The 12,361-nt window shown below is 38.1% G+C and carries 19 protein-coding genes; 7 read left to right on the top strand and 12 right to left on the bottom strand.

What is annotated here, in order from left to right:
• Positions 1 to 237: 237 nt before the first annotated feature.
• On the top strand, positions 238 to 786 hold the full coding sequence (locus tag MHH86_RS09095) for a hypothetical protein (RefSeq protein WP_052096898.1): 549 nt from the start codon (positions 238 to 240) through the stop codon (positions 784 to 786).
• Between the two features lie 96 nt (positions 787 to 882).
• Positions 883 to 1,323, top strand: a complete 441-nt coding sequence (locus tag MHH86_RS09090; protein ID WP_036684106.1) for a hypothetical protein — start codon at positions 883 to 885, stop codon at positions 1,321 to 1,323.
• Between the two features lie 264 nt (positions 1,324 to 1,587).
• Here the strand turns inward: MHH86_RS09090 and MHH86_RS09085 are convergent, their stop codons facing one another.
• A complete protein-coding gene (locus MHH86_RS09085) occupies positions 1,588 to 1,824 on the bottom strand; it encodes a hypothetical protein (RefSeq protein WP_076104563.1) in 237 nt (78 codons plus the stop codon).
• A gap of 77 nt (positions 1,825 to 1,901) precedes the next feature.
• Here MHH86_RS09085 and MHH86_RS09080 point away from each other — a divergent pair, with 77 nt between their 5' ends.
• Both MHH86_RS09080 and MHH86_RS09075 read left to right on the top strand, forming a co-directional pair.
• Positions 1,902 to 2,129: a helix-turn-helix transcriptional regulator gene (locus MHH86_RS09080; RefSeq protein WP_076104562.1), complete on the top strand. Its 228-nt coding sequence runs from the start codon at positions 1,902 to 1,904 to the stop codon at positions 2,127 to 2,129.
• A 208-nt stretch (positions 2,130 to 2,337) separates the two neighbouring features.
• A complete protein-coding gene (locus MHH86_RS09075; RefSeq protein ID WP_341001877.1) occupies positions 2,338 to 2,544 on the top strand; it encodes a hypothetical protein in 207 nt (68 codons plus the stop codon).
• Positions 2,545 to 2,684: 140 nt separating this feature from the next.
• On the opposite strand, the gene MHH86_RS09070 is transcribed toward MHH86_RS09075, so the two are convergent.
• On the bottom strand, positions 2,685 to 3,179 hold the full coding sequence (locus tag MHH86_RS09070; RefSeq protein WP_341001876.1) for a GNAT family N-acetyltransferase: 495 nt from the start codon (positions 3,177 to 3,179) through the stop codon (positions 2,685 to 2,687).
• Between the two features lie 340 nt (positions 3,180 to 3,519).
• On the opposite strand from MHH86_RS09070, the gene MHH86_RS09065 reads away from it, so the two are divergent.
• The gene (locus tag MHH86_RS09065; RefSeq protein ID WP_036684113.1) at positions 3,520 to 4,785 is read left to right on the top strand and encodes an IS110 family transposase; all 1,266 of its coding nucleotides are present in this window, start codon (positions 3,520 to 3,522) and stop codon (positions 4,783 to 4,785) included.
• A 397-nt stretch (positions 4,786 to 5,182) separates the two neighbouring features.
• Here MHH86_RS09065 and MHH86_RS09060 read toward each other — a convergent pair whose 3' ends face one another.
• From MHH86_RS09060 to MHH86_RS09050, 3 genes are read right to left on the bottom strand one after another with little or no spacing between them, the layout of a single operon-like run.
• On the bottom strand, positions 5,183 to 5,527 hold the full coding sequence (locus MHH86_RS09060; RefSeq protein WP_341170712.1) for a YolD-like family protein: 345 nt from the start codon (positions 5,525 to 5,527) through the stop codon (positions 5,183 to 5,185).
• Entirely contained in the window at positions 5,508 to 5,753 is a 246-nt protein-coding gene (locus MHH86_RS09055; protein ID WP_340010399.1) for a winged helix-turn-helix transcriptional regulator, read from the bottom strand. Before MHH86_RS09055 ends, MHH86_RS09060 begins: the two co-directional genes overlap by 20 nt.
• On the bottom strand, positions 5,750 to 5,947 hold the full coding sequence (locus MHH86_RS09050) for a hypothetical protein (RefSeq protein ID WP_340010400.1): 198 nt from the start codon (positions 5,945 to 5,947) through the stop codon (positions 5,750 to 5,752). Before MHH86_RS09050 ends, MHH86_RS09055 begins: the two co-directional genes overlap by 4 nt.
• Before the next feature lie 273 nt (positions 5,948 to 6,220).
• Between MHH86_RS09050 and MHH86_RS09045 the strand changes: the two genes are divergently transcribed.
• Entirely contained in the window at positions 6,221 to 7,069 is an 849-nt protein-coding gene (locus tag MHH86_RS09045) for a hypothetical protein (RefSeq protein WP_341170711.1), read from the top strand.
• 407 nt (positions 7,070 to 7,476) lie between these two features.
• On the opposite strand, the gene MHH86_RS09040 is transcribed toward MHH86_RS09045, so the two are convergent.
• Complete coding sequence (locus tag MHH86_RS09040; protein ID WP_341170710.1) at positions 7,477 to 8,184, bottom strand: hypothetical protein; 708 nt, start codon at positions 8,182 to 8,184, stop codon at positions 7,477 to 7,479.
• A 135-nt stretch (positions 8,185 to 8,319) separates the two neighbouring features.
• Between MHH86_RS09040 and MHH86_RS09035 the strand changes: the two genes are divergently transcribed.
• The gene (locus tag MHH86_RS09035; protein ID WP_341170709.1) at positions 8,320 to 8,547 is read left to right on the top strand and encodes a hypothetical protein; all 228 of its coding nucleotides are present in this window, start codon (positions 8,320 to 8,322) and stop codon (positions 8,545 to 8,547) included.
• Positions 8,548 to 8,716: 169 nt separating this feature from the next.
• On the opposite strand, the gene MHH86_RS09030 is transcribed toward MHH86_RS09035, so the two are convergent.
• From MHH86_RS09030 to MHH86_RS09005, 6 genes are all read right to left on the bottom strand, one after another.
• The gene (locus MHH86_RS09030) at positions 8,717 to 9,397 is read right to left on the bottom strand and encodes a hypothetical protein (protein ID WP_341170708.1); all 681 of its coding nucleotides are present in this window, start codon (positions 9,395 to 9,397) and stop codon (positions 8,717 to 8,719) included.
• Entirely contained in the window at positions 9,397 to 9,789 is a 393-nt protein-coding gene (locus tag MHH86_RS09025; protein WP_341170707.1) for a hypothetical protein, read from the bottom strand. The genes MHH86_RS09030 and MHH86_RS09025 overlap by 1 nt, the downstream gene beginning before the upstream one ends.
• Complete coding sequence (locus MHH86_RS09020) at positions 9,782 to 10,645, bottom strand: AAA family ATPase (protein WP_341170706.1); 864 nt, start codon at positions 10,643 to 10,645, stop codon at positions 9,782 to 9,784. The genes MHH86_RS09025 and MHH86_RS09020 overlap by 8 nt, the downstream gene beginning before the upstream one ends.
• Before the next feature lie 161 nt (positions 10,646 to 10,806).
• The gene (locus MHH86_RS09015) at positions 10,807 to 11,085 is read right to left on the bottom strand and encodes a holin (protein WP_340890674.1); all 279 of its coding nucleotides are present in this window, start codon (positions 11,083 to 11,085) and stop codon (positions 10,807 to 10,809) included.
• A gap of 3 nt (positions 11,086 to 11,088) precedes the next feature.
• Positions 11,089 to 11,946, bottom strand: coding sequence for a M15 family metallopeptidase (locus tag MHH86_RS09010; protein ID WP_341170705.1), 858 nt, complete (start codon positions 11,944 to 11,946; stop codon positions 11,089 to 11,091).
• Positions 11,947 to 11,948: 2 nt separating this feature from the next.
• Entirely contained in the window at positions 11,949 to 12,347 is a 399-nt protein-coding gene (locus MHH86_RS09005; RefSeq protein WP_076297422.1) for a hypothetical protein, read from the bottom strand.
• Positions 12,348 to 12,361: the final 14 nt, after the last annotated feature.

Genomic DNA, 12,361 nt, shown 5'->3' with positions numbered 1-12,361 from the left:
GCTCGTGTTTCCTCCTTAATCCTGATGAATAAAGAATCTACATGAATATTGTAATCATCGTGTAATATTAGGAGGACCTTTATTCGGTTTTTTGCATAATTATTGGAATTTATTCCGGGTTTCGAAGAGTTCACTTTTTCGCCGTCTTAAATTTGCCTCAGATGTAAAACTTTTACCACAATTTACCGTAATATAGTAATACAACACTTTTTACTTATATTATGGAGGGGAACTATATTGAAAAAGCAGCTTATTTTATATTGTATTATCGCCATTATCCTTCTCTCAGGGTGTAGCAATACAAATAACAATAACCCTACGGACGCAAACACAGCGATCAACGAATCTAAAAACTTGTTTAATTTCGGGGAAATTTCCTCAAAAGCAGATACAGCAGCACCCTCACCTGAAAAAACGCTAAGAGAAATAAGCAATTTTGTTATTGCCGACATTTGGAATGTAGGGTTTGTAGATGTTATCTCATACACTAGAAGTGGTACAAGCAGTACAGGAACGAGCATGGACATAGACTTTACGGTCGAACAGCTTGGCAAAGCCATGGAAGAGAAAAAAGAATACGATACATATATGAACAAGTTAGATACTAAGTATGATTCTATTAAGAAAATATGGGCCAAGCTTTCACCAGAAATTGATCTTTTATATAAGCAGATCCAGGAGACACCTCCAAAAGCAAACGATGACAGCTTAACACTTGATGCAGGTAAATTTAATCAATATTCAGAGGCTTTTAATAAAGAAGTGAATGATCTGGCAAAACAGTAGCCTTTACTATATAAAAAACCCCGTCAATGATTTGGTGCCATTCTATTCTTTCTCTCATAAAATATAAAATCTACAATGAGAGGTTAGGTGAATAGGATGAGTATACAGTTTCTTGATATGCGGATTTCACAGGGCAGCACTATGGATGCACAAAGTCTTAATTTGGTTCGTTCAGGTGCAGTTTTCGGTGACATTGGACTTCAGACAGTAAATGTTACCCCTGCCAATGCAGGCTTAGTGAGAGTCACATTGAATGCTTTTGCCAGACTTAGTGTTGATGTCAGCATTATAGTTCAGAATGATGTTACTTTTAGTATTTACCGCAATAATGTATTAATTTTCAGTACAACCTACCCCGGAAACATTAATAATACAACGACCCAATATGAAATGGTTGGAATCACCGCTGTCGACTATCCGCCTTCGACCGATGTGCTTACTGGCCAGATCCAATACACCATTGTAGCATCAGCGATTAGAACGGCATCTCTGGGAGCCAGATCCTTCAGTGGAATTGCCGTTGCCGGAAATGGATAATTGAAAATATTAAAGGTAAGTCCCCGGAGCATTCGGGGATTTTTTCAATTGTGCCCATAAAAAAAGCATCCGTAGAAAAATATCTACGGATGCTTTGAAGAAATATAAACGTTAGGAGGACGGGCCTCCATTCATAAGCGCTCTTATTAACCGATTGAACCTTCCATCTCGAACTTAATTATTTTTGGCTTTCACATCTATTCAAATCGTGTTTCTTCTATTATAAATAGCAGACGTCATGTCATGCAACTTCATATCATTTCATTATCGAGGGGGCAAAAAAGGGGCAGGAATTAGTTCATTATTTTTGGACTCAAATAGAAATTTTTCATTGAGGTTGAATTCAAATTCAATAATCTCTCTGACAATATTCTCGATATCGCTCGCCGCGCTTTCATTTGAGTAAGTATTGTCTGTTTGAAGTTGCCAAAGAACAAAAGCAGAGTCCGCTTTAATCTTCCCTAAAGCATAGATATCAATTGCACAAACAGTTTTAACCAATTTCATTACTCCTCTCATTATGTATTGTGGTATAATTCGCTCGAACAGCAACCTAAACTGAAAGGAGTCATGGCAGCTTGCGCGTAACTCGCGGAAGGTGTCTACTCCAAGATTGGATCGACAATAAAGGCTGGACTCAAGCAGAGTACGCCAAACGATCCGGTCGGCCCAAACGTATCATCTCCCATTTTTGCAATAATGAGAGAGTGATGAAGCCAGAAGATGAGTACGCAGCATCTCTCATATTTGATTGCAGAATGGAAGATCTACACGAATGGATTGTTGTACAAGACGACAAGGAGTAGGCTGTGCGGATATCCGCACTTCCCTACTTCAATTGGGAGCATATTGCTCCTAATTCATTCTAAATCCGTTTATTGGAATATACTGTCGCTATATGTCGAAACGACTATAGGTAATTAAATACAGTCTTTAACAAATAAGACCATATTCATATAACAACGATACTTAATAGCACGAAGTAAGGAAAATTCGCCTTAGGGGATGGAAGAAGTGAAAATCGAAGAGTTAATACTTGGCGTTCGTGTCCGTATCAAAGACGGTTTCCATATTGGTAAGATCGGTATTGTTATAGCTAAAGGAACACAAACTGTCTTGCTAGATATTGATGAGCCGTTACTTATTAGTGTGCTGCCAGCATATCTAGAACCAGCACCTGAGAATCCATTACCACCAGGATGGGCTGAATTTGATATATGACCCATCAAATTATAATGCCTCGTCAGCATTATCACTGACGAGGCAATTTTCACTATCATATTTGCTAGGTGTCTTATTGAACTATCGTTTCCCGTTAGCATAATGAATTTTACCGAATGTCACGATGCGATATTATGGTGTTATGTGTAGTTCCTGCCCTCTAAAGAATATACATAATCTATATGTTTTCTAACAAAACCCTCAACTTTTCTTTTTTGATGTATTTTGAATCCAACACTCTCATACATTTTTTGAGCAGGTATAAAGTCGATATTAGTAGTTACAACAATTTTTCTAACATCATTTTTTATGATTCTATTGACAGCTTCTTGGAGTTGTATTTTACCATAACCATTGCTTTTTTGTTTTGTAGCAATACAATTATGTCCGATTTCCACATAATCAGGTACATTTCTTGGGTCCCATGAAACCAAACCAATTGCTTCATCGTTTAATGTAGTAATAAACCCACATTCATCTGCAATCTGTAAATTATCAAAGAAGAAATTATCAAATTCCTGCCAATCTGAACTACAATTTTGTTCATATCTGCAATCAAATAAATAAGCATCTGTCAACAATTCAAAGATTAACCCACGTTTAAAATCACTTACTTTTCTAAATTTTATACTCATACATTAATCTCCTTTTCTTTTCTAAGATTTAAATTTCAATTTCTTGTCAATATATTTTCGAAATATTTTAGCTTGTATGTCGTATAACGTTTATTACACGATACCGAGTGGCTTAAAGTGATGTAAAAAGATAAGTGAAGCCATAACGTTATATTCACGAAGTTCGTAAATTACTCCATCTCAAAAAGAATTCGAGAAACGATTGAACTATTCCTGCCCGTTAGAATTCCTGTAAACTGAATAATTTGGAGTTTGAACAAAAACGAGCGCCTCGGTAACATGGGAGTTGGATACGGGTCTACAGCCCTTTTAATCTCACCATTTAGGAGGTCGCTCTACTATGAAGTTTAAAGCTCAAGACAAGCAAAATCAACTCATTGAAAACATTACCGTTCATCATTTGGTCATTGGCGTAGACATCGCCCAAGAAGTCCATGTGGCCCGCGCGGTCAGCTTTCGTGGGATTGCTTTGGGAACTCCGCTCGAATTCGGTAACCATCGTGAAGGGTTCGATCTGTTCGAACGCTGGATCCAAGATCTACTCAAATCCTACAAACTTAGCAGCGTCATAGTTGGTATGGAACCCACTGGCCACTACTGGTTTAGCCTGGCACGTTGGCTCCTCGATCAAGGCATGGAGCCCGTTCTGGTTAATCCTCATCTCGTCAAAAAGAACAAGGAAAACCGAGATAATACACCGTCTAAAAGTGACCATAAAGATGCGCTTGTCATAGCAGACATGGTCAAAAACGGGTACTACTCCCCTGTTCGTTTTCATCCCGAAGATTACGAGGAACTACGTATTCTAATGGCGAACCGAGAGACGGTTACCAAGCGCCTCAACGCTGCGGTTAATCAGATTCATCGCTGGGTAGACATTGTTTTCCCTGAACTTCGTCAGGTTTTTAAAATCCTCACTTGCACCAGTGCAATCGCAACACTCCGACTCTTCCCCTTGCCAAAAGAGATCCGTCTGTTAAATACGGAACAGGTCCTTGCCGGTTGGAAGCAATATGTAAAGCGTCATGCTGGAGTTAAACGTGCTGAGCTACTCATTTCACTTGCGAAATCCAGTGTGGGTGCCACTCAGGCACTCCACGCATACAAGCTCCATCTTGGGCAATTGCTCGAAGAATATGACCTGGCCCAGCGCCAGCTTGAACAAATTGAGCATGAGCTCCGCCTCATTCTTAAGCGTATTCCTTATGCACAGAAGCTCCTTGAAATACGAGGCATCTATGTTACGAATCTAGCTGGTGTACTCGGTGAGGCTGGTGATCTAAGCGGATATACGCACGGAAATGCTTTACTGCGTCATGCTGGGTTAAATCTAGCTGAAGCTAGCTCCGGGAAATGGCGAGGAAAGATGGTGCTCAGCAAACGAGGCCGGCCACGTTTACGTCATTTTCTTTATCTCATGACAATGAGTATGGTTATGACAAATCCGGAGATACGAGCGGCACATCGTTATAATGTAGAGGAAAAGAAACTGAAGAAGATGAAATCCATTATGAAATTAATCGGTAAAGTAGCGAGAATGCTAGTCGCATTGGCTAAAAGCAGTACCGCTTACGAACCGATCAAGGTATTCCCACAAGCAGCATAAAACCAATTAATCCTCATCGACTCATGCATTCGCAGGATAACAAGAAGCACGGAGTATCGGGAGACGTTACGCAAAAGGGCTCGGACCCGTTCCGTTAGAAAGACCGACCTCCACCCCTTAGTTAGATGTGACGAAGGAATGAAAGGGCTATGACCCGTTGAGACATGGGAGTGAGAATCGCTAGGGCGAAGTGGAGACGTGCATATAATGGAACAATATGGGTGATCCTTATTCACCCTTATTTACGCATGCCCAATTCCCCATCTCCCAGCCACCGGCTCCTTCATCATCCTCTTCATCACTTTAACTACAGGATGAAATCCTGCGAATTCATGAGTCTGAGTGAGGAAACTGAATCATTTCGAGGGAGCTTAATACGAGATAAAGCGACACTCGATTAAGTGATTGCCTCAATAACTTCCTCTAGTTTAATCCATTCCCAATCGTCATCATGATGGAACTTAATCTGTTTCAACTGCCGATCGACTCTCATGACTATTCCATGGATGGATCTGTCCTCATATTCCCCAAACAATGTAATCGTGATCGGACTGCAATCCTCTAAAGATTGAGCTAATACCTGTGAGATTTCAGCTAATGCTTGGGGATCCAAATCAGGCTTTGATCGCACCTCTTCATTCAGCGAATCGTCCAGAATCCTATTTTTATGCTCAGGCATTATCATCCGACTTCCCTCCCAAAGACCATTACCTTCAAGTTTCTTACGCTGTTGTGATTTCATTGTCTTCGTCGACTCCCTTAATAACTCTCAACGCTCGTGGCATGTTCTTACCTCTCTGTATGTACCCCTTGATCTCTAAGCGCTCCATGTGCGCATGTATTACCGCTGTAGATGACAATCCTACCTCCTTGGCAAGCTCCCGCAAAGTAGGTGGATAGTGATTGACTTTGATCATCTTAATCAACGCTTCAAGGACTTCTTTTTCTTTATTCGTTAATGGCTTCATGCAATTGCTCCTTTATCACTTGGCTGCCAAGCTAATATGTTTGTCGCTAGAAACACCCTCGGCGCTCCAGTGTTTAAACAAGTTGCGCGAATCTTCCCATCCTTTATGCCTTTCACTTCAATTTTGCGCTGAGTGATTTTACCGACTTTATCAGAGTAAATAATTTCAATGGTTTGACCAATCTGCATATGCATGTTGATAGCCCCCTAAAATAAGAACAATTGTTTGTATTATATACGAACATACGTTTCATAAGCAACAAGTAAACGATCACTCAAATTCCTGCATATGTATTTTTAAAGAACATATATATTTTATCCCATATAAAGTAATTAATGTTTAGACATATTCCTCCATTAAAAGTTAATATTCAAACGTTACGTAAAATAAAGGTGGGATTCAATGAAAAAGAATAAATAGATTAAAAAGTGGAGTTATCAGAACATTAATAAGGAGGAGTGTATCAGATGAAAAAGTTTAAAATAGCTTTACTATTCGTTTTTAGCTTCGTTTTTATTTTTTCGGCTTTACCTATGAAAGAGACTTTCGCTGCTTCTGAAGGATTATTAGATGGGAAAATTTTTTCAGTGGGAACTAATGCATACTTACAAATGTACACTACTACTAAAATTACAGATGGTGATTCAAAAACCTCAGAGGACTTCAGTTCCACTAATAGGGTTATGTGGATAGATATTGAAAAAACTGATATAAAATACTATAGATATACAGGCAATAAACACATTTCTGTACTTCTTTACACTACTGATCTTTCTACCACTTCGGCTGCCTTTTCTGCGATTCCAGATGGTGTAATTCGTGAAATTCCACTTTCTCCTATCACACAAAAAGGAATTACAAGAATAGGTCTATATGCTGGAGAAGGGTGGTCAGCAAGTGAATTCAATGTTTATTCAGAAATGCCAACACCTACGCCGACTGTAACCCCGTCGCCAACACCAACGGCTACTCCAGTGCCTACAAGTACTCCTAGCCCAACTGTTACACCAACACCAACTGCTACACCAACACCAACAGTGACGCCTAAACCTACAGCAACTCCAGAGCAGCCAACAGGTGATCGTGCTATTCTTACCATCACTCTGGTGAATGGAACAGAAAAAGAATACGACCTACCAATTGCAGAAGTAGATGCATTCTTGAAATGGTATGACTCCCGTGATGCTGGTAGAGGACCAGGTTCATATGCTATTGATAAGCATACAAATAACAAAGGACCTTTCAGCAAACGTAAAGACTACGTTGTATTCGATAAAATACTTACATTTGAAGTAAGTGAGTACACTATTCAATAAACAAAAATAACCCCGCCGACCACTTAAGGTTGACGGGGTATTTGTTATACATACTTAAGCCAAAACCATCCTAAACTCAAATTCATTTCTCATGTAATAAGCATCAGCAATCTTAACGCTCACTGGACTCCATTTCTGAATTGGACCCTCACAATCAATTGTACAGTCAGCTAGATCACCGCGACGTTCAAGTATATCCACTTTAGATTGTTTAAGGGCTGCTGTTAGAAATTCTGAGTCTGTCTTTAGGTCTTTGTATATATTACTCAATACGATCACTCCTATGTATTATAAATACCCAACCAACCAGTTAAAGTAGAACTCTTTCAACTATACCGCCATAATCAAAATTATCTAGGCGGCTGGTTGGAAATCTATATCGCTTACTATGAATTTACATGTAGCACTCAAGCAGTCACTTCCTCTTCTAATCCCAAAAGAATATCTTCAAGAATTGAAATGAGTTCTTTTCTAAAAGTTATCCCTTTGCTCAAATCTTCTTTTATTTCTTCAATCATTCTTTTAATTCTGGCTACTGTATAAATAATACTCAATGTTATTATTAAAGCTGTTACAAAAATATACAGTTCTTGACCCGCATATTTCTTGTAAAAAAATGTTAGTATTTGAGCTAAATTAGGTGCAAGCAAAGCAATAATTATTGTAGGAGCTACTAATGGCGGTAGTTTCTTTTTATCCACTTCACTGTTGTAAGATTCCAGCAATTTTTCAATTTTCCACTTTACTAACATATTATGCTGCCTAAGATGACCTCTTATCATTTCTCTTTGATACTCATTAAACTCCTCTGTTCTCCACCTTTTACCTTTAATTTTCTTATTCAATTTTTTTTGAACGATAATCTTGGCCTTCTGTTTAAACTTCTTGACGCTTAATATAAGCCCTACGATACTTAGAACAGTTAATGCCAATGCGAGAAAGAAGTACATTTTAATAGTCTCATAAAAAGGAAACATGCAAAAGGTAACTATGGACATGAATGCTGAAGTCCAAAGCGTTAAAGAAAGAAATATGTTTTGAGTTCTCATTTGAGCAAAAACCAAACTCTCTACGCTCGCCTTATTTTTGTAAAATTCAAATAGTTTTTCTTTCAAAAAAATCACCTCAACAAAAACACATTACTACATTTGGAACATTATGTATATGTACTCTATATCACTAGTAAGGATAATTTTCCTTTGGATATCAGTCCGGGTGTATAATAATCATAAAAGACCCGAGGTGTGGTCATGGATAAAAAACTTAAGCAAAGTTTAAAGGTCGCAGCCGTAAGACGAGAATTGATTGTTGTATGGCTATTAAATGGGGACAAGATAAAGGGTATTGCGGAGGTATCAGCTGATCCAGAGCGAGTTAAGATCAATACCATTGAAGGACCAGTTTGGGTGCCATACATTGAGGTGGAGAGTATTTCACGAGTAATTAGGCTGCGGGTTGAGGGCGAAACGAACGAATGAAATATCCCGCCATTACTTGCAGGTGAGCCATAATTAGTTTGGAACATTATGTATATTGTTCTATCTCACTTCACTGATAAGGAAAAATTTCCTGAACACAAGAAATACCCCACCGATAACCGGGCAGGGTGTGTTGCTTACGATATATCTATTTCTTAACTAACCTTATCTATAATCCAATAGATAAGGTGAATTTGTTGTAAAGCGATTCACCTAGTAAGAACCTTAATTTTTGTTTACTCCTATAAAATGCATTCTCTACATTTTCAGGGTGGCAAATTATTAAGAGTTCACACATTGTTTTTAACATGAGCAGTATTTTGTTGATTGTCCCTCTTAATGTCCTAGTGTTGAAGTCATCATTTTTTATTATCTCAAGATACTGTAGGGATGTCTCAATGTTTGCTTTTTGATTACTGTGGACATATAGACAAGATTTACTATACTCATCTTTTATGTGGTAATACAACTCTGTACCTCTAACAGAATTAACTAGTTTTTCTTCAAAGTTTCTAAATAATTGATTAACACCAGTTTCGTCATCGTCTTCTAACAGTAACATTGAACGTAAATAATTTTCTATAAATGATCTATATATATAATGAAACTGTCGGATAGATCTACCAGTCAATGAATTCAAGCAAGATAATGCATCAAAAAGAGCGCATCTTTTATAATGGCTTTCAACTCCAAATTCAACAATTCTTTTTATAAAAATTATATATTTAGTTATTGCGTTTAATTCATTAATATTAGGCAAAGGTTTTTGTGATGTTAATATCTCTATGAATGTCGCTACTTCTTCTTTAAGTTCTACACAACTATCATATCGTCTTACCAGTATTTCCATCACAATTTCTCCAACCAGGTTTTCATTTTTTCATTTGCATCTTTTTTCTTAGTTTTCTTATTATAGTGATTTTCATTACTTTCATCATCGTCACTATTCTTATTTTCATTAATAAATTTTATGATATTTTTCCTAATTATCTCTAACCGCTCCTCATCCATTTGGTTCAAATCTCTGGTTATCCTAGCAACTATCAATGTGCGTGATCTCATTACATAAGGTAAAAAGTTAACATCAAATACTGACTTCAAAAATCGCTCAATATCTTGATTCTTATTGAAATTCGATTTTGAATAAAGAAGGGCAACTGTTACGCCAAAAACATCTAATAAATCGGCATCTGCTTTCGTTACTTTCTTCAAAATCAGATCATCACTTGATTGTTTAGTCATGATGATCCCCTCCTTCCAGTCGCAATAACAGTTCCTCAGTAACGTCTTTAATATCTTCCCTTGACTTTTTATATTTTGATGAAACATTCCCTTGTAAACCAACCATCAAATCTGGTACATGAGTGGTATATGCATTGAATAATTCTATTTCCTTTACAATATCAGTTTCCTCAAAAATCTCTTTTATTCGTTCTAATTTAAGTGTTAGGTTACCAACCATTGTATAAACGATCCCAAGGGGTTTTATATCAAGCCCTTCATCAAATGAGAGCCTGTCTATAACTTGTTTTAGCAACTTTATTCCTAATATTGAATACCTATCAATTCTATTAGGTACTAAATAATAGTCTGATGCATTAAGTGCAGCGTCAGTATAAAAAGATATTGTCGGTGGACAGTCAATAAAGATAAAATCATATTTTTTCTTTAGTTTATTGTCGTTAATAAACTTTTTTATCCGTCTGGACTTAGCTCCATCTGCTCGGTTATCATCAAAAATCAAATCAATATTACCACATATCAAATCAATGTTTGGAGATTGCTCAAAGCTAATAACTACATCATTAGGTGATACAAGTTTGCGCACCTCTGAAATAGTGCTTGTTGTTTCGAAAAGTTTTCTTATTGTTTTTGTATACCTCAAGTTGGTCATATACTCTTCTTCCATATCAAAATTGTTCATTAATGACTGAGTTGTATTAAATTGAGGGTCTACGTCTATAAAAAGCACTTTTTTATTTAGGTAATTTGCTAGATACTCACCTATTCCAACGCACAATGTAGTTTTTCCTACTCCACCCTTCATATTAATGAAAGATATAACCTTCCCATTTTTCTCATATGTATGATCTTCCATGTCTCTCCCACCTAAGAATGTATTATTTTACTAAAAAACTAATCATTATAGCCATTCTAAATCAATTAGTATTAATTTCATATGAAAAATTTTTTTCACGACTTGTTTGAGGCTATCAAATAAAAAAAAGCCCACCAGCCGAAGCCAGTGGGCAAATTTCTTTATTCTTTTGTAGTGCCATCTCTCTTACTAAACGCTAGTTCAAACAATCCCGTTGCCGATAGTCCAGCTAGACCACCCGCCCATAATCGAAGCACTAAGCCTAACTCTGTAAACGGATAAGCAGCTGCGCCGATCAACAGGCCGATGACTAACCCAATCAAGGGCAATATATTTTTAGGCACGTTAAACGAAGTCTTTACGAACTGCACTCCTGCCAACACAAAAACGGCGATCACCGAAGCGAACGCCAGTACATCGGTTAAGTTTTGATTGTCCATACTTTACTTGTCCCCCTTTTGTTGTGCTGCCAGCCCAAGCCGATACAGAATTGTAATTATCCGCGCTTCCGAATATGTTGCTGATCCCGGTGTATCAATAACTGGCTTGCCATTGAGGACGGACGGCGTACATGCAAAAGCCTCTAAAGCATCCTTGGACCATACAGGAGGGTTGGTATTTGTCAATTCCAACAGTATAGTGCTCAGTTCCTTAATCTCCGCCGCCTGCTTAAGAGACTGTTCTTTAAGAACATCTTTGCTATTGGTCAAACCTGTTACGACTTTCGATAGTTCCTTCACTTGTTCTTCAAGTTCTACAATTCTACTCATATCTTCTTCTGCCTCCCCTTTTAGTCGATCTATAATAGCCGTTGCTTTTGCCATAGCGATCTCTGACGGCTTAGCACCCGCACGTAGTTGTGAGGTTGTCATTCCAAAAGTGATTTGAAAATGTGGTGCATCCTTAATCGAGACAAAATCACCACCCCATTCAAAACCAAGAGCTTTAGCCTCCTGAACTACCTCAGTCCAATCAGCTACCTTGTCATCATCACCGTCACGTTTTAAATCCCATGATACCTGTTTCCCATCTGGTAGTAACAACGCGAAGTCGATAGCTAGTCCAAAGTTATGATAACTGGTCCCACCCTTGGCGTTGGTCACGATGTTTCCAGGCTTAGTGCGCCCCTGTGCATATAAAGCGTCTTGTTCGGCAATTGTACGTAACCCTTGAGTTATCAAGATAGGCACTCCCCGAGCGTAACAGCGTTCAATTAATGCTGTTGCAGCAGCCAATACTACCGGATGCAACCCAATCAATCTCGTAGATGATTTACTCTTTACTTGATCTAGTGTAAGCATTTTTACCTCCCTAAAAATTGGTTAGCCACAATCACGCCAATGGTAATACCAATGATGTACTTAACAAAATCAAGCCACATTTTACGCTCTGATCCACTATCCTTATTAGCTTGCTGCAATAGCATGAATATCTTATTTTCAAGAGAATCAAATTTCCCCATGATCTCACCAAACTTAACTTCCATTTTTATTGTGGATTTCTCCATTTGTAAAATGCTCTCTTCGTGTCTCAGACCGGCTGCTTCAAGTAAGTTCATTTTTGCATTAGTATTGGCTAGGTCTGCGGATATTCGTGCAAATTCACTGGAAAGACCGAGTAAGCCCTTTTCCACATCTTCCAATCGGTGCATCGGCATTACATCACCGCCCCCTCCTCCTTGGTTGGCTCCCCCAATTGACATAAAACAACTCCCCT

Origin of the sequence: Paenibacillus sp. FSL F4-0097 (genome assembly GCF_038593125.1) — a bacterium.
In the GTDB taxonomy this organism is placed as follows: Bacteria; Bacillota; Bacilli; order Paenibacillales; family Paenibacillaceae; genus Paenibacillus_AQ; species Paenibacillus_AQ odorifer.
This window is presented reverse-complemented; position numbering and strand designations above follow the sequence as displayed.